The sequence below is a fragment of the Lactobacillus delbrueckii subsp. delbrueckii DSM 20074 = JCM 1012 genome, from assembly GCF_001433875.1.
In the GTDB taxonomy this organism is placed as follows: Bacteria; Bacillota; Bacilli; order Lactobacillales; family Lactobacillaceae; genus Lactobacillus; species Lactobacillus delbrueckii.
Window position 1 is genome coordinate 2,936 of record NZ_AZCR01000001.1, and the last position, 19,477, is coordinate 22,412.

Sequence of the window (19,477 nt, forward strand, 5' to 3'; positions counted from 1 at the left end):
GCCCGGCCAGTTGCTACTTTGGACTCTCTGCACTTTGGTGAATTAGATGACGCCCACACCCGCTGGCTTTTAAACGAAACTGTCGCCGGCATCGGCGGCTACGGCAACTGCATGGGGATACCAACTATTGGCGGCGAACTCACTTTTGACGACATCTACAAGGGCAACCCAGTCATGAACGCCATGAGCGTCGGCCTTTTGGACATTAAGGACATGCAAAAGGGCCTGGCCCAAGGTGAAGGCAATGCCGTAATGTACGTCGGGGCCAAGACTGGCCGTGACGGGATCCACGGGGCAACCTTTGCTTCTCACTCCTTTGACTCAGAACACGAAAGCCAACGCTCAGCTGTTCAAGTTGGTGACCCCTTCATGGAAAAGCTGCTGCTTGAAGCCTGCATGGAATTGACCCAAAAGCACGCTGACTGGCTGGTCGGCATCCAGGACATGGGGGCAGCCGGGATCGTTTCTTCAAGTTCAGAAATGGCTTCAGAAGGCAAGTCCGGAATGGAACTGAACCTGGACCTGGTACCGCAAAGAGAAAGCGGGATGTCAGCCTACGAAATCATGCTTAGTGAATCCCAGGAAAGAATGCTGCTTTGCGTTAAGAAGGGCCACGAAGAAGACGTCAAGAAGATTTTCGACTTCTACGAACTTGACGCCGTTGTTATCGGCCGGATTACCAACGGTCACAACTACATTTTGCGCCGCCACGGCGAAGTTGTCTGCGACATCCCGGTAACCAGCCTGACTGAAGACGTCTTGGAAGAGTCAAGCGAAGAAAAGCAGCCGCAGCACATGATCGATGACGCGGCTAAGCCGGCCTGGGAACCTGAGATTACTGATTTGGCAAAGACCCACAAGCAGATGCTGGCCCAGCCAACCATCGCTTCTAAGGAAATGTTCACCCAGACCTACGACTCCATGGTCAGAACCAGCACGGTCGTCGGGCCTGGTGAAGACAGCGGCGTTTTGCGGGTCCGCGGCACCCACAAGGGGATTGCCATGACCACTGACGGCAACGGCCGTTTCATCTACCTGGACCCGGAAATCGGGGGCAAGCGGGCCGTTGTTGAAGCAGCTGGCAACATCATCGCCAGCGGGGCAGAACCTCTGGCCATCACTGACTGCTTGAACTTCGGTAACCCGAACGAACCAGAAGTCTTCTGGGAACTCCGCCACTCAGTCATGGGGATTGCCAAGGCCTGTGAAGTCTTAGAAACTCCAGTTGTTTCCGGTAACGTTTCCCTTTACAACGAAACTGACGACAAGTCCATCTACCCAACCCCAATGGTCGGCATGGTTGGTCTGGTCAAGAACCTGGACCACCTGGTCAGAGACAGCCTCCAAGAAGAAGGCGACGATCTTTACTTGGTCGGCCAAACCGGGGCAGACTACGCCGGCTCAGAACTGCAAAAGATGCTGACCGGGGAAATCTCCGGGTCCTTGAACGATTTGGACTTAGACCACATTAATGCTAATTTCCCATAAATTACTACTCAAAGTACTCTATTACTTGATATATCAACCTTTTAGAGGATTTCGTTGAGTTTAAGTTACAACTCAAAAAATATTATCTTAAACTTCGAAAAAGGCCGTAATAGTAGGCTTTTTAGACATTGAGTTGTAAAATCCTGGGAAATTAGCAATTAAGGACTACCAGAAGCGCCTCTTGGCCCAAATGGAAGCCGGCCACGTGGCCAGCGCCCACGACTTAAGCGCCCACGACTTAAGCGAAGGCGGCCTGGCTGTCAGTCTGGCTGAAAGCAGCTTTGGCCACGGGATCGGGACAGAAGTTGCCTGCGACTTGACCAGTGCCGAACTCTTCAGCGAAACTCCAGGCCGCTTCCTGGTCAGCGTGCCAAGCGAATACTCAGCTGAATTTGCTGCAGCTTTGGCAGCTGATGCGGTTAAGATCGGCCAAACTGCTGGCGATAGCCTGAAGCTGACCTTGAAGGACCAAGCAGCCGACTTGCCGGTAGCGGAATTGAAGCAAATTTGGGAGGAAGCCCTGCCATGCCTTATGAAATCAAAGGATTAAATGAAGAATGCGGCGTTTTCGGGATCTACAATGTTCCTGACGCGGCCAACGTGACCTACTTTGGTCTCCATGCCCTCCAGCACCGGGGCCAGCAGGGGGCCGGGATCGTGGCTAGCGATGGCCAGAAGCTCCGCCAGTTCCGTGACCGGGGGCTCTTGTCAGAAGTCTTCTCCAACCCGGCTGACCTGGACTTTTTAAAAGGGAACATGGCTATCGGCCACGTCCGCTACGGTACTGCCGGTTCAGACTCCCTGGCCAATGTCCAGCCCTTCCTCTTCCACTTCCAGGACGGTGAAATCGCCCTTTGCCACAACGGGAACTTGACCAATGCCAAGACGCTGAAAAAGAGCCTGGAAGATTCCGGGTCAGTCTTTCAGTCAAGCTCTGACACGGAAGTCTTGATCCACTTGATCCGTCGCAAGGTCCGTATGCCTTTTATCGAAGCCTTGAAGGCCAGCTTGAACGAAGTCAAAGGGGGCTTTACCTTCCTCTTGATGACCAATGACACCCTCTATGCCGCCCTTGACCCTAACGGCTTCCGGCCTCTGGTTTTAGGGCAAATGGACAACGGCAGCTATGTCGTAGCCAGCGAATCCTGCGCCCTTGACGCGGTACACGCCAAGCTGGTCCGGGATGTGCAGCCAGGTGAACTCATCATCATCAACAAAGACGGGATCAAGATTGACCACTACACGACTGAAACCCAGCTGGCCGTCTGCTCAATGGAATATATCTACTTTGCCCGGCCAGACTCCATTATCCACGGGGTTAACATCCACACCGCCAGAAAGCGGATGGGGATACTGCTGGCTAAGGAACAGCCAGCTCCAGAAGAAGCGGACATGGTTATCGGGGTGCCAAACTCTTCACTGTCAGCCGCGACTGGTTATGCTGAAGCAGCCGGCCTGCCTTATGAAATGGGCTTGATCAAGAACCAATATATTGCCCGGACCTTCATCCAGCCGACCCAGGCTCTGCGTGAGCAGGGGGTTAAAATGAAGCTTGCTCCTGTCCGCGGGGTGGTCAGCGGCAAAAATATCGTGGTCGTTGACGATTCAATCGTCCGCGGGACGACTTCCCGGCAGATCGTGCAGATGCTGAAAGAAGCCGGGGCCAAGTCCGTCCACATGCGGATTGCTTCTCCACCTTTCGAATACCCGCACTTCTACGGGATTGATATTTCTGAAAGAAAAGACTTGATGGCGGCCAAGTACAGCGTCAGCGACATGTGCAAGCTGATCGGGGCCGACAGCCTGGGCTTTTTGAGCATTCCAAGCCTGATCAAGGCAGTCGACATGCCAGATGCCGGTGACGCGCCAAACGGGGGCCTTACGGTTGCTTACTTTGACGGCAAGTACCCGACTCCTTTGTACGACTACGAAGAACAAATCAAGGAACCGCTGAATGTTGAACCGGTTGAGGAAATTTTAAAGAAGCAAAACAGAGGTGAATGATCGTGAATCGCTATAAGGATGCGGGCGTTGACGTTAATGCCGGCTATGAACTGGTGCGCCGGATCAAGGGGGCGGTAGCCTCAACCAATCGGCCAGGCTACGTGGGCAATATTGGCGGCTTTGGCGGCCTGTTTGACCTTGATTCCCTGGGCTATGACCACCCGGTCCTGGTTTCCGGGACTGACGGGGTCGGCACCAAGCTGATGATCGCCCAAAAGATGGACAAGAATGACACCGTTGGGATCGATGTAGTGGCCATGTGCGTTAACGACGTCCTGGCTCAAGGGGCTGAACCGCTCTTTTTCCTGGACTACATTGCCTGCGGGCACAACGATCCAGCCCTCCTGGCTTCAGTTGTCCAAGGCGTGGCTGAGGGCTGCAAGCAGGCCGGAGCCAGCTTGATCGGCGGGGAAACCGCGGAAATGCCTGACATGTACGCCCCAGACGAATACGACCTGGCCGGCTTTACAGTTGGGGTAGCGGAAAAAGACCGCCTTTTGTCAGTTGACACTCCGCAAGCTGGTGACGTTCTCTTGGGCCTGGCTTCAAGTGGGTCCCACTCCAATGGCTTTTCATTGATCCGCAAGATTCTCTTTAAGGACCATGATGTCAAGCTGACTGACAAGCCAGCTGAACTGAAGGGCAAGAGCGTGGGTGAAAGCCTGCTGGCTGCAACCAGAATCTACATCAAGTCTGTCCTGCCTTTGATCAAGCAAGGGCTGGTTCACGGCGTGGCCCACATTACCGGGGGCGGCCTCATTGAAAACGTGCCGCGGATGTTCAATGACGACCTGCGGGCAGAAATTGCCGCTGGCAGCTGGGAAGTCCTGGACATCTTCAACTACCTCAAGCAAGTAGGCAATTTGTCAGATGATGACTGCTGGCAGACATTCAACATGGGTTTGGGGATGATCCTGGCAGTACCGGCTGACAAGAAAGAAGAAGCTAAGCAGCTGCTTTTGGCAAGTGGCGAAAAGGTCTTTGAAGTTGGCCACTTGAGTGAGAGAACTGACGGCGAGAAGATCATTATTAAATAGGTAGAATAATGAAAGTAGCAATTTTTGCATCCGGCAACGGAACTAACTATGAAGTTCTGGCCGAACATTTTCAAAAGGGCGACCTGCCCGGCGACCTTGCCCTGCTCTTTTGTGACCACCCGGACGCTCCGGTGATCAAGCGGGCAGAAAAATTCCACACACCGGTAGTGACTTTTACGGTCAAGTCCTGCGGCGGCAAGCAAAAGTACGAAGAAAAGATCCTTCAAGTCTTAAAGGACTACCAAATCGACTTTATTGCCCTGGCTGGCTACATGCGGGTGATCGGGCCAACGATTTTGAGCAAATATGAAGGCAGAATCGTCAACCTTCACCCGGCTTATTTGCCGGCTTACCCAGGCCTGCACTCAATTGAACGGGCCTTTGCCGACCACCCGGCTGAAACCGGGGTAACGGTTCACTATATCGACTCTGGCCTGGACTCTGGTCCGGCCATTGCCCAAAAGCACGTGCCGATCTATGACGACGACACGGTTGATACTCTGGAAGCAAGAATTCACGAATGTGAACACCACCTGTATCCGGAAGCCTTGAGAAAAGCTTTGCTGAAATTTGAAGAGGAGAACAAATAAATGAAGCGTGCACTTGTAAGTGTTTCAGACAAGACCAACTTGGTTCCTTTCGTCAAGGGCCTGGTGGCCAATGATTACGAAATCGTGTCGACTGGCGGTACCAAGCGCGTTTTGGATGAAGCCGACATCCCAACTATTTCAGTTGAAGATGTGACTGGCTTTCCGGAAATTCTTGACGGCCGGGTCAAGACCTTGAACCCCTACATCCATGGCGGCCTCCTGGCCCGGCGGGAATTGCCGGAACACGTGGCAACTTTGAAGGAACACAAGATTACGCCAATCGACTTGGTTTGCGTTAACCTCTACCCATTCAAGCAGACCATTGAAAATCCTGACGTGACCCTGGCTGAAGCTATCGAAAACATTGACATCGGTGGCCCAAGCATGGTGCGGTCAGCTTCCAAGAACTACCGCGATGTAACGATCGTGGTTGACCAGGCTGACTACGACCAGGTTAAAAAGACGGCTCTACCAGCCTGGAAACCAGGGCCCGCTTAGCGGCTAAGGCCTTCCGCTTGACTGCTTCATACGATGCCTTGATTTCCCAATACCTGACTGAAAAGGCCGGCGAAACTGCTCCGGAAAAGCTGACTTTAACTTACGACTTAAAGGAAGCCATGCGCTACGGGGAAAACAGCCACCAAAAGGCCTGGCTCTACGGAGATGCCCTGCCAAAGGCCTTCTCAGTTTTGCAGGCTGAACAATTAAACGGCAAGCAGCTGTCTTACAACAATATCAAGGATGCTGACGAAGCCTTGAGATGCGTCCGCGAATTCAGCAAGCCAACTGTCGTGGCCATGAAGCACATGAACCCATGCGGGATCGGCCAAGGGAATACTTTAGAAGAAGCCTGGGACCGGGTTTACGCTGCTGACCCTGTATCAATTTTTGGCGGTGTAATTTCCTTGAACCGGAAGGTTGACCTGGCAACTGCTGAAAAGATGCACAAGATCTTCCTGGAAATCATCATCGCACCAGACTACGATGATGATGCTTTGGCAGCCTTGAAGACCAAGAAGAAGAACCTCCGGATCCTTAAGCTGGACTTCAGCAAGAAGGACGAAGTAACCAGCAAGGAAACTGTATCCGTCATGGGCGGTTTGCTGGTGCAAGACCAGGATGTTCTGGACGAATACTTTGCTGACTGGGAATGCGTAACTGAAGCCAAGCCAACGCAAGAGCAGCTGGAAAGTCTCCTCTTTGCCTGGAAGGCAGTCAAGCACACCAAGTCCAACGCGATCGTTGTCGCTAACAATGAACGCACCCTGGGTGTTGGGGCCGGCCAGCCAAACCGGATCGACTCTGAAAAGATTGCCATCGACCACGCGGCAGAAGCCCTGGACGACCGGGCAGTCATCGCCAGCGATGCCTTCTTCCCGTTCAGCGACTGCGTTGAATACGCCGGTAAGCACGGCATCAAGGCCATCGTGCAGCCAGGCGGGTTTGTCCGTGACCAGGAATCCATCGACATGGCCAACAAGTACGGCATTGCCATGGTCTTCACTGGCGTCCGTCACTTTAGACACTAAAAGGGCTGATAAAAAATGAAAGACAAGCTGAAAATTTTGGTAGTCGGGTCTGGCGGCCGGGAATTCGCCGTCGCCCGCGCTTTGAAGAAGAGCACGCACGTTGCAGAAGTCTTCTGCACGCCGGGCAACTCCGGCATGGCCGCGATCGGCGTTAAAGCTACTGGCATTCCAGAAGACGACTTCAAGGCCTTGAAGGACTTTGCTATTAAGGAAGACATTGCCTGGACCTTTGTGGGTCCGGAAGATGCCTTGGTAGCCGGGATTGTTGACTACTTCCATGCTTTTGACTTGAAGATCTTCGGGCCTAATGCCAGAGCAGCCCAATTGGAAGAGTCAAAAGACTATGCTCTGCAGTTCATGGAAAAGTACCAGGTGCCGCACCCGCGTTATGAAACCTTCCAGCGTGTAGAAACTGCCATTAGTGCCTTGCCGGACTTTGGCTTGCCAGTCGTTTTGAAAGAAGACGGCTTGGCCGGCGGGAAAGGCGTGATCATCGCTGAAGACCAGGAAACGGCGGAAATTACTTTGACCGAAATGTTTGCCAAGGGGCCGAACACCGGCGGGATGGGCTCATACAGCCCGGTTCCGCAATTGAGCCAGGCTGAATACCAGGAAATCGTTGACCAGTTGGTTGAACCGACGTCCAAGGGTCTGCTGGCTGGTGGCTATGACTACCACGGCGTTTTGTACCTGGGCCTCATGATGACTAAGCAGGGGCCGAAAATGATCGAATACAATGTTCGCCTGGGTGACCCGGAAACGGAAGTTGTTTTGCCGCGCTTGAAGAGCGACTTTGCGGAACTGGTTGCTGCCTGCGTAAATGATGAGGAAATGCCATCCGTTGAAGAAAAGGATGAGGCAGTCCTCGGCGTCATTTTGGCCGCTGAAGGCTATCCGAAGAAGCTGCTTAAGGGGCAAAAACTGGGCCAATTGCCAGCTGAAGATGGCATTTTCGTTGACTGTGCCAACGTAACTGGCCTGGCTGCTGATTTGGCCGGCAGCGGCGGCCGGATCTTGATGGTCCGGGCTGAGGAAGCTGACTTAAAAGAAGCCCAAGAACACGTTTATGCCTACCTGGCCAAGCTGGATATCCCGCAGACATTCTACCGGCGTGATATCGGCTACCGGGCAACCGGCAAGCGCTTTTAAAGCTGGAAAAAAGGAGCCATTGGCTCCTTTTTCTTTTTCTAAAAAGAAAAATTAAACAAAAATGATAAATGAGCTTGACATTAAGGAGGAAGTTAAATAAAATAAAAGCAACTTAAAATTAAAAGGAGCTGAGAATTATGAAATGTCAAATGTGTCAACAAATGAATAATGCCATGCTGTTCTCAGCTGCCGTCATTACTCTCTTGCAAGTTATGTAGAGCTCTGAATGAGCTCTTCTTCGTTAGCATTTGTGAGTGAGCTCAATGATCCGGATTAAGAGTCTTCACTCACTGGATGAGTGAAGACTTTTTAATTTAGGTTTAAACGTTAAAAACAGAAGTTGAAGTCTAATGCATTTAATTGAAATGGGGAAAACCGTCATGAATTTTAAGAAAGCTTTCGGCGTAGCCGCCGCAACTATGATGTCCGCCGCAGCCCTGACTGGCTGTGCAATCGCTAAGACCAGCTCAACTGCCGGCAACAAGTCCAGCGACAATACGATCAGAATCGGGGTTAACCTGGAACTTTCCGGTTCAGTTGCCAGCTACGGCCAGCAAGAAAAGAAGGGTGTCGTATTAGCAGCCCAGGAAATCAACAAGAAGGGCGTTAAGATCGGCGGCAAGACTTATAAGGTTAAGCTGTTTATCAGCGACAACAAGTCATCTACTTCAACCGCAGCTTCAGTAGCCGCTCAAATGGCCAACAGCGACAAGATCGTTGCCCAAGTCGGCCCGGCAGCCACGGCTTACGCGACTGCTTCAATCGCCAACCTAACCAAGGCCGGCGTGCCAATGGTTGGTCCATCAGCCACTGCCTCCGAATTTACCCAAACCAAGAGCGGGCAGACGCAAAAGTACGCTTTCCGTGCCTGCTTCATTGACCCATTCCAAGGTAAGAAGGCAGCTGACTTCATGTACAACACTTTAAAGAAGAAGAGCGTGGCTATCCTGGCTGACAACTCCACTGACTACGGTACTGGTCTGACCAAGTCCTTCACCAAGGAATTCAAGAAGTTGGGCGGCAAGGTTGTAACTACTCAATACTTCCAATCAGGCGACAAGGACTTCAACTCAACCTTAACTACGATCAAGGGCAAGAAGCCAGATGCCCTCTACCTGCCAGGCTACTACACTGAAATCGGCCTGATCCTCAAGCAAGCCCGGGAAATGGGCTTAAACGTTCCAGTTGTTGGTGCTGACGGGATGGGTTCACCAAAACTGGCCCAAATCGCCGGTAAGAAGAACGCCACTAACGTTTACTACACCACCCACTTCTCAATCAAGTCCAAGGAACCTGAAGTTGTTAAGTTCCTGAAGACCTACAAGGCTAAGTACGGCGAAGAACCGACAACCTTCAGCTCCCTGGCTTACGATTCAGTTTACATGATCGTCGACGCGGCCAAGAAGGAAGGCGAAGTATCTTCAAGCGCTATCCAAAAAGGTCTGGCAAGTCTGAAGAACTTCAAGGGGGTAACTGGGAAGATCACTATGGACTCCAAGCACAACCCGCAAAAGTCAGTCGTTGTTGAACAAATGACTAACGGCAAGATCAACAAGGCTTACACGGTTAAGTAATTAATTTTTAGCCGGTAATGCCACAGGCAAGTCAAGGAGGTTTTAAACTTGCAAACATTTTTCCAGCAATTGATAAATGGGCTTTCCCTCGGCAGCATTTACGCTTTGCTGGCTTTGGGATACATGATCGTTTATGGGATCTCGAAGCTGCTTAACTTCGCCCACGGGGACGTATACATGCTAGGTGCTTACTGGGGTTATTACACGATCAACTACCTGCACTTTGGCTTTATCACCGCCTTGATCACAGCCATGATTGTCTGTGGCCTGGCCGGCGTGATTATTGAAGCTGTTGCCTACCGGCCCTTGAGAAACGCCCCCCGGGTGGCGGCCTTGATCACCGCCATTGGCGTGTCCTTTTTCCTTGAAAACGGGATGTCCTACCTGGTCACTTCAGACACGCGGAACTTCCCGCAGGTTATCAAGCAGAAGACTTTTGATCTGGGCGGGGTGATGATTTCCAACATCCAGCTGATCATCCTGGTTACGACCTTGATCTTGACGCTGGGCTTGATGTACATCATCAATTACACCAAGACCGGGCGGGCCATGCGGTCAGTTTCAACTGACTACGATGCAGCCAGCTTGATGGGGATCAACATCAACCACACGGTTTCAATTACTTTCGCCCTGGGCAGTGCCCTGGCTGGAGCAGCCGGCGTTTTGATCGGCTTGTACTACAACTCAATCGACCCACTGATGGGGATGACGCCAGGGATCAAGGCCTTCGTTGCCGCCGTGCTCGGCGGGATCGGGTCTATCCCAGGCGCGGCTGTCGGCGGCTTCTTGATTGGTCTTCTGGAAACGGCTGTCCAGGCCATGGGCTTCTCAGCCTTCAGAGACGCGGCCGTCTATATCGTTTTGATTGTTATCCTGCTTGTCCTGCCGGGCGGTCTGTTTGGCAAGAAGCAAGTTGAAAAGGTTTAGGAGGAAGAAGTCAGATGAAGAAAAACTGGAAATACAATCTTTGCTGGCTGATCCTCATGGTGGCAGGCTTTTACCTGATCAATACCTTGATGCTGGCTGGCGTGATCAATACTTTCATTGAAAACATGCTGGTAACGATTGGGATCAACATCATTCTGGCGGTCGGGCTGAACCTGGTTATCGGCTTTTCAGGACAATTCTCTTTGGGCCACGCCGGCTTCATGGCCCTGGGGGCATACGCCACCGGGATCATGACCCAGACGATGAACACGGCAGGGGGCTTTTACCTGTCAATTCTGGTCGGGGTGGTCATTTCAATCGTAGTCGCCTTGCTGGTCGGCATTCCAACCCTGCGCCTGCATGGTGACTACTTCGCCATCGCGACGATGGGGGCAGCGGAAATTATCAGAATCGTGATCAACAACATGAAGATCACCAACGGGGCAGCTGGTCTGTTCAACATCCCTCAGTTTGCGACCTGGGACGTGGTTTACATCTTTGTCTGCTTGACCACGATCGTGACCGTCAACTTCATCCACAGCCGGGACGGCCGGGCGGTTATCTCCATCCGGGAAAACGAAATCGCGGCTGAAGCCATGGGGGTCAACACGACCAAGTGGAAGTTGTCAGCCTTTGTTTTAGGGGCGGCAACGGCAGCGATCGCCGGTTCCCTGTACGCTTCTTACTTGCAGACGATCGTGCCATCCACCTTCGGGATCATGGAATCAATCAACATTTTGATCTTTGTGGTTCTTGGCGGCTTGGGCAGCATTACCGGGACCTTCGTGGCCACCACCCTCTTGGGCGTTTTGGATGCGGCCCTGCAAAGCCTGGGCGTTTTGCGGATGGTCTTCTACGCGGTCGCTTTGATCATCATCATGATCTTCAAGCCAGGCGGTCTGTTTGGTAAATGGGAATTCTCTTTCAAGCGTCTTTTAACGAAAAAGCAAGACGGCGATATGAAAGAAGCCGGAAAAGAAAGCAAGTAGTGAGGAGGAACTGAAATGACGGATGCTTTAAACGCGGACCACATCACCAAAGTCTTTGGCGGTTTGACCGCGGTCGACGATGTTTCTCTGCACGTGGGCGAAAAAGAACTGGTTGCCCTGATCGGGCCGAACGGGGCCGGGAAGACCACCTTCTTCAACTGCCTGACCGGGGTGGGACCAGCCACGACCGGGACGGTCAAGATTGGCGGCCAGGAAGTCAAGAAGAACACCAAGGCCTACAAGGTGGCCCAGATGGGGATTTCCAGAACTTTCCAGAACATCCGCCTCTTCAGCAAGTTGTCCGTTTTGGAAAATGTCTTGATCGCCTTGACCAACCATTACAAGGAAAACTTCCTGACGGCGGTTCTCCGCCTTCCTGCTTACTATAAGACGGAAGAAGCCATGGAAGAGCGGGCCAAGGAACTTTTGAAGGACTTTGACCTGGAAGATGTCATGTACTTCCCGGCCGGCAGTCTCCCATACGGGACTCAGCGGCGGGTGGAAATCGTCCGGGCCCTGGCTACGGAGCCCAAGATCATCTGCCTGGATGAACCAGCCGCGGGGATGAACCCGGAAGAAACGGCTGACTTGACCAGATTGATCAAGCGCCTGCAGACCGAATACGGGATTGCCGTACTTTTGATTGAACACGACATGTCCCTGGTCATGAACCTGGCGGAAAGAATCTATGTGTTAGCGGAAGGCAAGCTGCTGGCCAAGGGGACGCCAAGTGAAATCCAAAATGACGAAGCCGTTATCAACGCTTACCTCGGAGGTGGAGCAGATGTCTAAAGAAATTTTGGAAGTCGACCAGCTCTCAGTCAATTACGGGGCAATCAAGGCTGTCCGCGATGTCAGCTTTGACATTAAGGAGGGCGAAATCGTCACCTTGATCGGGGCCAACGGGGCCGGCAAGTCGACCATTTTGAAGACTATCTCCGGTCTTTTGAAGCCGGCTAATGGCGAAATCGTCTTTCTGGGCCAGTCCCTGGCTAAGTTGACCGCGCCTAAGATCGTGGCTGCCGGGGTTTCCCAGGTACCAGAAGGCCGGCGGATTTTTGCCGGGATGACGGTTAAGGAAAACTTGCAGCTGGGTGCTTACCTCCGAAAGGACAAGAACGGGGTGGAAAAGGACATGGAAGCCATGTTCAAACGCTTCCCGATCTTGAAGGAACGGCAAAAGCAAGACGCCGCAACTCTTTCCGGCGGGGAACAGCAGATGCTGGCCATGGCCCGAGCCTTGATGGCGCGGCCGAAGCTGCTCTTGCTGGATGAACCATCCATGGGTTTGGCGCCAATCTACATCCAGGAAATTTTTGACATTATTAAAAGCATCAACAAGGAAGGCATGACTGTCCTCTTGATTGAACAAAACGCCCGACAGGCCCTCAGCATTGCCAACCGGGGCTACGTTTTGGCCTCAGGCGAAGTTAAGATGACCGGCAGCGGGCAGGACCTGCTCAACGACCCGGCCGTGCAAAAGGCCTACCTTGGTGGTTAAAAAGAATAACCTTCGAAAGCGGGAAACTGCTTTCGAAGGTTATTTTTTCTTCATTTCTTATCTGCTAGGAAAAGGCTGATCCTTGGGGTATAATTAGTTTTAGATTAAGAAAACAGTTAATAATGGAATAAGATTTAATACAAAGTAGGAGGAAAAAGATGGCGGGATTCAACACCCGGCTGGTCCACCAGCCCCGGCAAAATGACAATCAAACAGGGGCCGTTGCCGTGCCGGTTTACAAGGCGACCACTTTTGCTTACCCAAAAATCGGGGCGCAAGTAAAGTACGATTACTCCCGGTCGGGCAACCCGACCAGAAATGCCGTTGAAGAACAGCTGGCCTGCTTGGAGGGGGGAGACCGGGCCTTTGTTTTTGCCAGCGGAATGGCGGCGATTCACGCGGCTTTGGCAATTTTTGCAGCTGGAGACCATATCGTCATCGGTGACCAAATTTATGGGGGCACCTTCCGGATCGTCTACCAGTACTTCAAAGACCGGGGCCTGGAATTTACGGCAGTTGACACCCGGGATTTGGCGGCAGTGGAAAAAGCCATCCAGCCGAATACCAAGGCAATCTACTTTGAGCCGGTGACTAATCCGCTTTTGCAGGTGACGCCAGTTTCTGGGATTGCCCAATTAGCCCATGAGCACGGCATCTTGGCTATTACCGACAACACCTTCCTCAGCCCCTATCTTTTGCGCCCGCTTGAATACGGGGCAGACCTGGTCGTTCATAGCGCCACCAAGTACCTGGCCGGCCACTCTGATGTTAGTGCCGGGGCCGTTATTGCCAAGGGAGAGGAGCTGGCTGACCGGGTCTACTTTGTGCAAAATGCCATTGGGGGGATTTTGTCGCCGGAAGATTCCAATGAACTTGCCCGGGGGATCAAGACCTTGTCACTGCGCTTAGACCGGCAGATGGAAAATGTTCAAGCGATTATTGGATTTTTGAAAAAGCAGGCCGGAATCGCCAAGATTTACTATCCAGGTGATCCGGACCTATCCGGCTATGATGACCTGCGCAAAGAGGCCAAGGGGGCGGGCGGGGTCTTCTCCTGTGAACTGGACAACGATATTTATGACCCGGTAGTTTTTGTCAACAGTCTAAATCTGTTCAGCCTGGCAGTAAGCTTAGGGGCGGTTGAAAGCTTGGTCGAACTGCCAAGCAAGATGAGCCATGCCGAACTGTCAGAAGAGGAGCAGCTGGCCGCCGGCATCAAGCCGGGCCTTATCCGCTTTGCCGTGGGCATTGAAGACGCGGCGGACTTGATCGCTGACATTGACCAGGCCCTGGCCGAAGCTAAAAGATAATGGATTTAAGGAAATGGAGGAAAAAGATGACAGAAAAAGATACCCGGTCTTTTGAGACCATCGTGGCGGAAGCCGGCAGCATAAAAGACGGAGCCAATCCGGTTGCCCAGCCCTTGTACTTGTCGGCCTGTTACCGGCACCCGGACTTGGACCAGGCGGTCAACTTTGACCGCTTGCAGGGCTTTACCTATTCCCGGGTGGAAACCCCTAACCGGAAAACCGTGGAAGAGACCCTGGCCAAACTGGAAGAAGGCTGCCAAGGTTTCGCTGTAGCCAGCGGGATGGCTGCTGTCCAGCTGGTCTTAAGTGTTTTGAAGACCGGGGATGAAGTGGTCAGCTTAGACGACCTTTATGGGGGCGACTTCCGCTACTTCCGTCACCTGGAAGACCACTTCCAGATCAAGTTCAAGCTCTGGAACGGGGAAACTTTGGAAAATTTGCTGGGGCTTTTGACGCCAAAGACCAAGCTTGTTTGGCTGGAAACCCCGTCCAATCCGATGATGAAGAGCGTAGACATCCAGGCCGTGGCTGATGCTGTTCATGACTATAATCCTGATATCCTGGTGGCCGTTGACAATACTTTTTACACGCCATATTACCAAAAGCCGCTGACCCAAGGGGCAGATGTGGTCATTCACTCAGCCACCAAGTACTTGGGCGGGCACAACGACATTTTAGGCGGGATCGTGGTGGTCAAGGATCAGGTTTTGGCCGACTTTTACTTCCAGTACACCATTACGGTTGGCGACACTATGTCCGCCTTTGACAGCTGGCTTTTGACCAGAAGCTTGAAGACTCTTCCTTTAAGAATGCAGCAGCACACGGCTAGCGCGAAAAAGATCGTTTCTTTCCTGGAGCAGGCGCCGCACGTGGAAAAAGTCCTCTACCCGGGCAAGGCGGGGATGATCTCCTTTTATTTGGACAGCGACGAAGAAGTCGACCGGGTTCTCAAGAGCATCAAGCTGATTACTTTCGCGGAAAGCTTGGGCGGGGCAGAAAGCCTCTTGACCATTCCTTACTACCAGACCCATGACGATGTTGCAGAAGACCAGCGTCTCAGGCTGGGAATTACGCCGCGGCTTTTGCGGCTCTCAGTGGGCCTGGAAAACGCGGACGACTTGATTGCCGACCTGGCCCAGGCCTTGGGGGAATAAAAGCAAAAAAACAAGTTCCAGAAGCCGGAACTTGTTTTTGCTTATTTCCAGGTCTGCTCGTAGACCTCTTCTTTAAAGCCGCAGGTTAAGTGCTGGTCATCAACGACCAGGGGGCGTTTGATCAGCTTGCCGTCTTTAGACAAGAGATCAGCGGCTTCCTCTATAGTCATATTTGGCAACTTGTCTTTCAGGCCCATTTGCCGGTAGTGCTGGCCGCTGGTGTTGAAAAAGTAGCGCAGGCCGCGGTCCTGGTACTTGGTCAGCCAGGACAAGAGCAGGTCTTTTTCCGGCGGAGTCTCCACCAGGTCCTGGAAGTCATAGCTGATGCCCTTGTCGTCAAACCACTTCTGGGCCTTCCGGGAAGTGGAGCAGCGCTTGTATCCATAGAATTTTGGCATGTTTTTCCCTCGATTTCTTCCTTACTAAATTATCCCTCTTGAGTTTAACGCAAAAAATCTGGCAAAAACAGGAATTTGCCTGGCAAAAAACTTGAGCAAGGCGGGCAAAGCGTGCTATACTAACAGAGTTGCAATTTGAGTGATACCTCGATTCTGCAACCGCGCAGATAAGGTTGACAAGCCTGCTTTGGGCAGCACCTTTGATGGCGAGTCTAAGTAATTTTATACGGAGGTGTACTAATGTACGCAGTTATTAAGACCGGTGGCAAGCAATACAAGGTTGCCGAAGGCGAAAGTATCTTCGTTGAAAAGCTTGACGTACAAGCTGGCGAAGAAGTTGTTTTTGACCAAGTTATCCTGGTAGCTAATGGTGACGACGTTAAGGTTGGTACTCCATTAGTTGAAGGTGCTAAGGTAGTTGCTAGTGTTGACAAGCAAGGCAAGGAAAAGAAGGTTGTAACTTTCAAGTACAAGCCAAAGAAGCACTCACATTCTAAGTACGGTCACCGTCAACCTTACACCAAGGTTACTGTTAAGAGCATCGAAGCTTAGTAAGAGGTGAACACTATGATGATGAACATTCTTTCAAACGCAAAGTTACTCGCCCACCACAAGGGTGGTGGTTCAACTACCAACGGTCGTAACTCAGCTGGTCGTCGTTTGGGCGCAAAGCGTGCCGACGGTCAAGAGGTACACGCTGGCTCAATCATCTACCGTCAACGTGGTACTAAGATCCACCCAGGCAAGAACGTTGGCCGCGGTGGCGACGACACTTTGTTCGCACTGACTAACGGTGTTGTTAAGTTCGAACGTCTTGGCAAGTACAAGAAGCAAGTTTCTGTTTTGCCAGTAGAAGACGCTGAATAATCAAGCCGGCAAAGGAGCAGACAGTCCAGCTGCCTGCTTTTTTCTTGCCCTTTTTCCAGGGAAAGCATGTTTAAGTCCTTGATCTTTTATATAATAAAAGCATCATGAATAAAAGCTTAAAAGCTGCAGAAAAGGATGGTGCTTATGAGCAAGAACAATGAATTGTTAAGTCTGTTGACCAGACGGATCAAGGAAACTGCCGACTTGATCAAGGACAAGGACGCGGATGCCCTCTTGGTTTTCAACCGGGCAAACTACCGCTACCTGACCAATTTTACCGGTGAAGAAGCCCAGCTGATCATTGCCAAAAACGGCGACCGGGTGCTTCTGTCAGACTCCCGCTTTGCCCCGCAAATCGAAGCCCAGGCAGTGGGTGAACTGAAGGTAGTCATGAAGCATGGCCACGAAGCGGCCGAAATCGCGGCAGAAGTCAAGAAGCTGGGGGTCAAGAAACTCTTAGTCGAAGCAGAATTTGTTTCTGCTTATGAATATGACGCGATCAAATCCCAGCTGCCAAATGTTGACCTGGTGATGGCTGCTGAAATCGTTGAACGGGTCCGCAATGTCAAGGATGACCTGGAACTGGCCACTCTAAAAAAGGCTGTTGAAATCTCAGAAAGAGCCTTTGAAGAAGTTCTGCCAATGCTTAAGCCAGGTGCCAAGGAAAGAGACGTGGGCGCCAAGCTCGACTACCTCTTCAAGCTCTACGGCGGCGACGGCCCGGGCTATGACTCAATTATCGCTTCTGGTCCCCGTTCTTCCTGGGCCCACGGGGTGGCCAGCGACCGCTTGATGCAAGAGCACGAACTGGTCGTAATTGACGCGGCCGCTTCATATAACGGCTACACCGCCGACATTACCAGAACCTACGCTTTGGGCAGCGTGGAAGATGAACTGGAAAAGATCTACAAGATCGTTCTGGAAGCACAAAAGCGGGGGATTGCCGCCGCTGTTGCCGGGGCAACTGGCAAGGACGTTGACCAGGCAGCACGGGGCTACATCAATAACGCCGGCTACGGGCAATACTTCGGCCATGGGATTGGACACGGAATCGGCCTGGAAATCCATGAAATGTGTCAGCCGGAATTTTTGTTCAGCCAGACGACCCTGGAAAACGGGATCGTGCACACGGTTGAACCAGGCATCTACCTGCCACAAGGCGGGGTCCGGATCGAAGATGATATTCTGGTTAATGGCGACACTCCGAAAGTTTTGTCCACTTTACCAAAGGACGAACTCATTCACCTGTAAGATTATTTTTATGGTAAAATTTAGTGTTTATTGGTACAATTTAAGATGTAGAAACGGGGGATTTACCAGATGACAATGATTTCTGTTAACGAATTCAAGAACGGCCTCACGATCGAATACAACAACGACCTGTGGCGTATCGTTGAATTCCAGCACGTTAAGCCAGGTAAGGGCAGTGCCTTCGTTCGCTCAAAGCTGAAGAGCTTGCGGACTGGCGCCGTTCAAGAATACACTTTCCGTTCAACTGCCAAGGTCGAAACGGCTGACATTCAAACTCGGCAAATGCAATACCTTTACAACGACGGTTCAAGCTATGTCTTCATGGACACGGCAACTTACGAGCAATTGGAAGTGCCAAACGCTCAGATCGACCAGGAAGCCAAGTACTTGAAGGAAAACATGATTGTGAACATTATTTCCCACAATGGTGAAACCTTGGGTCTGGACCTGCCAAACACGGTTGACCTGAAAGTCGTTGAAACCGAACCAGGCATCCGCGGCGATACCTCATCAGGTGGTGGTAAGCCAGCTACGATGGAAACCGGTTTGGTTGTCACTGTGCCATTCTTTATCAATGTTGGTGACGTGCTGACGATTAACACTAGTGACGGTTCATACGTATCACGTTCTAAGTAGTAGTTTTCGAGGTGGAAAAATGGCTGATAATTCAACAATCGTTTTAAGCGGCAATGATGAGGGCGATCAAATCAAGATCGACCTGCAGGTACTCGAAGTCATTCTGGGCATTTCAGCTCAGAAGGTCGACGGTGTTGCCGGGATGCGCGGTGGCTTGAAGTCAGGCTTGAGCCGTGTCTTTGGCCGCGAGGATCGGGGCAAGGGAGTTGCCGTCTCAGTTGATGAAGACGGCGAACTGACGGCTGACGTTTACGTATATCTCAAGTACGGCGTCAACGTGCCAGCTGTTGCGGGCAAGATTCAAGAAGCTCTGAAGCAGCAGCTGACTCAGATGACGGATATGAATTTGAAGTCCATTGATGTTCATGTCGTTGGTCTCGTCTTCCCTGAAGATGAAAAGAACTTTGAAGATGCTGATCAACCATTATTCCCCGATCAAGAAGAAGATAAGTAATGAATCAACACGATAGTCGAAGAATTGCACTGCAAGCCATTTATCTGTACAACCAGGATCCCAGCGTGACGGCCAGTGAATTGGAAAACAATGTCAAGTCCGCTTTGGACTTGGATACTTTGCCGGCCTACAGCCAGGAACTGGTCAGCGGTGTGATCGACAAGCAGGCTGAACTGCGTGACAAGCTTTCCGCCAACTTGAAGCAAGGCTGGCGCTTGGAGCGGCTGAGCAAGACCAGCTTGGCAATTTTGGAAGTGGCCCTTTATGAAATGCTGTACAGCCCGGTTATTGAAGATCGGTCAGCCATCAACGAGGCTTTGAACTTGTGTGACGAGTTTGATGATCCGAAGTCAAAGGCCTTCATCAATGGCATATTGGCAAACTTTGTGCAAGAATAATCTTTATAAGCCGGCGTTTCGCCGGCTTTTTTTCTTAAGGAGGCAGTTTTGGGAGAAATTTTAGACGGGAAGAAGCTAGCCCGGGAATTAGGGGAAAAGTTAGGCAGTGAAGTGGCTTCCTTAAAAGAGCATGGGGTCAGTCCCAAGCTCTGCGTCATCGATATTGGCGATGATCCGGCCAGCAAGGTCTATGTCGCCTCCAAGAAGCGGAAGGCTGAGAA

The 19,477-nt window shown here is 51.7% G+C and carries 19 protein-coding genes, 3 pseudogenes and 1 other annotated feature; of the genes and pseudogenes, 21 read left to right on the forward strand and 1 reads right to left on the reverse strand.

Annotation, left to right across the window (positions count from 1 at the left end; translation table 11 throughout):
• From purL to FD23_RS00090, 14 genes and pseudogenes are all read left to right on the forward strand, one after another.
• Window positions 1-1,440: pseudogene (gene purL, locus FD23_RS00025) on the forward strand (phosphoribosylformylglycinamidine synthase subunit PurL); the annotation flags it as partial.
• Between the two features lie 205 nt (window positions 1,441-1,645).
• Window positions 1,646-2,038, forward strand: a pseudogene (locus FD23_RS00030) (AIR synthase-related protein); the annotation flags it as partial.
• Window positions 2,014-3,492: an amidophosphoribosyltransferase gene (gene purF, locus FD23_RS00035; RefSeq protein ID WP_025895970.1), complete on the forward strand. Its 1,479-nt coding sequence runs from the start codon at window positions 2,014-2,016 to the stop codon at window positions 3,490-3,492. The pseudogene FD23_RS00030 and the gene purF, both read left to right, overlap by 25 nt.
• Before the next feature lie 2 nt (window positions 3,493-3,494).
• A complete protein-coding gene (gene purM / locus FD23_RS00040) occupies window positions 3,495-4,529 on the forward strand; it encodes a phosphoribosylformylglycinamidine cyclo-ligase (protein ID WP_025895971.1) in 1,035 nt (344 codons plus the stop codon).
• Between the two features lie 8 nt (window positions 4,530-4,537).
• Complete coding sequence (gene purN, locus FD23_RS00045; protein ID WP_013439861.1) at window positions 4,538-5,119, forward strand: phosphoribosylglycinamide formyltransferase; 582 nt, start codon at window positions 4,538-4,540, stop codon at window positions 5,117-5,119.
• Window positions 5,120-6,648, forward strand: a pseudogene (gene purH, locus FD23_RS00050) (bifunctional phosphoribosylaminoimidazolecarboxamide formyltransferase/IMP cyclohydrolase).
• A 15-nt stretch (window positions 6,649-6,663) separates the two neighbouring features.
• Window positions 6,664-7,797 carry a phosphoribosylamine--glycine ligase gene (locus tag FD23_RS00055; protein WP_052933708.1) on the forward strand — a complete coding sequence of 378 codons (1,134 nt, stop codon included), beginning with the start codon at window positions 6,664-6,666 and terminating at the stop codon, window positions 7,795-7,797.
• Window positions 7,798-8,177: 380 nt separating this feature from the next.
• Window positions 8,178-9,371, forward strand: coding sequence for an ABC transporter substrate-binding protein (locus tag FD23_RS00060; RefSeq protein WP_044880535.1), 1,194 nt, complete (start codon window positions 8,178-8,180; stop codon window positions 9,369-9,371).
• A gap of 48 nt (window positions 9,372-9,419) precedes the next feature.
• Window positions 9,420-10,298 (forward strand): branched-chain amino acid ABC transporter permease, encoded by an 879-nt coding sequence (locus tag FD23_RS00065; RefSeq protein ID WP_025895975.1) that lies wholly within the window; start codon window positions 9,420-9,422, stop codon window positions 10,296-10,298.
• Between the two features lie 14 nt (window positions 10,299-10,312).
• Window positions 10,313-11,287 carry a branched-chain amino acid ABC transporter permease gene (locus FD23_RS00070; RefSeq protein ID WP_025895976.1) on the forward strand — a complete coding sequence of 325 codons (975 nt, stop codon included), beginning with the start codon at window positions 10,313-10,315 and terminating at the stop codon, window positions 11,285-11,287.
• Between the two features lie 15 nt (window positions 11,288-11,302).
• Window positions 11,303-12,079, forward strand: coding sequence for an ABC transporter ATP-binding protein (locus tag FD23_RS00075; RefSeq protein ID WP_025895977.1), 777 nt, complete (start codon window positions 11,303-11,305; stop codon window positions 12,077-12,079).
• Complete coding sequence (locus FD23_RS00080) at window positions 12,072-12,788, forward strand: ABC transporter ATP-binding protein (protein ID WP_052933707.1); 717 nt, start codon at window positions 12,072-12,074, stop codon at window positions 12,786-12,788. The genes FD23_RS00075 and FD23_RS00080 overlap by 8 nt, the downstream gene beginning before the upstream one ends.
• 158 nt (window positions 12,789-12,946) lie before the next feature.
• The gene (locus tag FD23_RS00085; protein WP_025895730.1) at window positions 12,947-14,098 is read left to right on the forward strand and encodes a trans-sulfuration enzyme family protein; all 1,152 of its coding nucleotides are present in this window, start codon (window positions 12,947-12,949) and stop codon (window positions 14,096-14,098) included.
• Window positions 14,099-14,124: 26 nt separating this feature from the next.
• Window positions 14,125-15,252 (forward strand): trans-sulfuration enzyme family protein, encoded by a 1,128-nt coding sequence (locus tag FD23_RS00090; protein ID WP_025895732.1) that lies wholly within the window; start codon window positions 14,125-14,127, stop codon window positions 15,250-15,252.
• 41 nt (window positions 15,253-15,293) lie between these two features.
• Here the strand turns inward: FD23_RS00090 and FD23_RS00095 are convergent, their stop codons facing one another.
• Window positions 15,294-15,650 carry an arsenate reductase family protein gene (locus FD23_RS00095; RefSeq protein WP_013439856.1) on the reverse strand — a complete coding sequence of 119 codons (357 nt, stop codon included), beginning with the start codon at window positions 15,648-15,650 and terminating at the stop codon, window positions 15,294-15,296.
• Between the two features lie 147 nt (window positions 15,651-15,797).
• Window positions 15,798-15,874: a sequence feature (ribosomal protein L21 leader region), on the forward strand.
• Between the two features lie 16 nt (window positions 15,875-15,890).
• On the opposite strand from FD23_RS00095, the gene rplU reads away from it, so the two are divergent.
• From rplU to FD23_RS10025, 7 genes are all read left to right on the forward strand, one after another.
• On the forward strand, window positions 15,891-16,202 hold the full coding sequence (rplU, locus tag FD23_RS00100; protein ID WP_003618434.1) for a 50S ribosomal protein L21: 312 nt from the start codon (window positions 15,891-15,893) through the stop codon (window positions 16,200-16,202).
• A 15-nt stretch (window positions 16,203-16,217) separates the two neighbouring features.
• On the forward strand, window positions 16,218-16,517 hold the full coding sequence (gene rpmA / locus FD23_RS00105) for a 50S ribosomal protein L27 (protein ID WP_002879309.1): 300 nt from the start codon (window positions 16,218-16,220) through the stop codon (window positions 16,515-16,517).
• A gap of 144 nt (window positions 16,518-16,661) precedes the next feature.
• Complete coding sequence (locus FD23_RS00110) at window positions 16,662-17,768, forward strand: M24 family metallopeptidase (RefSeq protein ID WP_025895738.1); 1,107 nt, start codon at window positions 16,662-16,664, stop codon at window positions 17,766-17,768.
• A gap of 69 nt (window positions 17,769-17,837) precedes the next feature.
• Window positions 17,838-18,404 (forward strand): elongation factor P, encoded by a 567-nt coding sequence (efp, locus tag FD23_RS00115; RefSeq protein ID WP_025895739.1) that lies wholly within the window; start codon window positions 17,838-17,840, stop codon window positions 18,402-18,404.
• 19 nt (window positions 18,405-18,423) lie between these two features.
• Complete coding sequence (locus FD23_RS00120; RefSeq protein ID WP_004560645.1) at window positions 18,424-18,858, forward strand: Asp23/Gls24 family envelope stress response protein; 435 nt, start codon at window positions 18,424-18,426, stop codon at window positions 18,856-18,858.
• Entirely contained in the window at window positions 18,858-19,256 is a 399-nt protein-coding gene (gene nusB, locus FD23_RS00125; RefSeq protein ID WP_002879679.1) for a transcription antitermination factor NusB, read from the forward strand. Before FD23_RS00120 ends, nusB begins: the two co-directional genes overlap by 1 nt.
• A gap of 48 nt (window positions 19,257-19,304) precedes the next feature.
• Window positions 19,305-19,477 (forward strand): tetrahydrofolate dehydrogenase/cyclohydrolase catalytic domain-containing protein (locus tag FD23_RS10025; protein ID WP_275452785.1); only part of this gene is annotated, 173 nt, incomplete at its 3' end.

Excerpts from the sequence above, each read along its gene's own strand:
- purF (WP_025895970.1), top strand. The coding sequence starts at position 2,014 with ATGCCTTATGAAATCAAAGGATTAAATGAAGAATGCGGCGTTTTCGGG.
- purN (WP_013439861.1), top strand. The coding sequence starts at position 4,538 with ATGAAAGTAGCAATTTTTGCATCCGGCAACGGAACTAACTATGAAGTT.
- FD23_RS00055 (WP_052933708.1), top strand. The coding sequence starts at position 6,664 with ATGAAAGACAAGCTGAAAATTTTGGTAGTCGGGTCTGGCGGCCGGGAA.
- FD23_RS00060 (WP_044880535.1), top strand. The coding sequence starts at position 8,178 with ATGAATTTTAAGAAAGCTTTCGGCGTAGCCGCCGCAACTATGATGTCC.
- FD23_RS00070 (WP_025895976.1), top strand. The coding sequence starts at position 10,313 with ATGAAGAAAAACTGGAAATACAATCTTTGCTGGCTGATCCTCATGGTG.
- FD23_RS00075 (WP_025895977.1), top strand. The coding sequence starts at position 11,303 with ATGACGGATGCTTTAAACGCGGACCACATCACCAAAGTCTTTGGCGGT.
- FD23_RS00080 (WP_052933707.1), top strand. The coding sequence starts at position 12,072 with ATGTCTAAAGAAATTTTGGAAGTCGACCAGCTCTCAGTCAATTACGGG.
- FD23_RS00085 (WP_025895730.1), top strand. The coding sequence starts at position 12,947 with ATGGCGGGATTCAACACCCGGCTGGTCCACCAGCCCCGGCAAAATGAC.
- FD23_RS00090 (WP_025895732.1), top strand. The coding sequence starts at position 14,125 with ATGACAGAAAAAGATACCCGGTCTTTTGAGACCATCGTGGCGGAAGCC.
- FD23_RS00095 (WP_013439856.1), bottom strand. The coding sequence starts at position 15,650 with ATGCCAAAATTCTATGGATACAAGCGCTGCTCCACTTCCCGGAAGGCC.
- rplU (WP_003618434.1), top strand. The coding sequence starts at position 15,891 with ATGTACGCAGTTATTAAGACCGGTGGCAAGCAATACAAGGTTGCCGAA.
- rpmA (WP_002879309.1), top strand. The coding sequence starts at position 16,218 with ATGATGATGAACATTCTTTCAAACGCAAAGTTACTCGCCCACCACAAG.
- FD23_RS00110 (WP_025895738.1), top strand. The coding sequence starts at position 16,662 with ATGAGCAAGAACAATGAATTGTTAAGTCTGTTGACCAGACGGATCAAG.
- efp (WP_025895739.1), top strand. The coding sequence starts at position 17,838 with ATGACAATGATTTCTGTTAACGAATTCAAGAACGGCCTCACGATCGAA.
- FD23_RS00120 (WP_004560645.1), top strand. The coding sequence starts at position 18,424 with ATGGCTGATAATTCAACAATCGTTTTAAGCGGCAATGATGAGGGCGAT.
- nusB (WP_002879679.1), top strand. The coding sequence starts at position 18,858 with ATGAATCAACACGATAGTCGAAGAATTGCACTGCAAGCCATTTATCTG.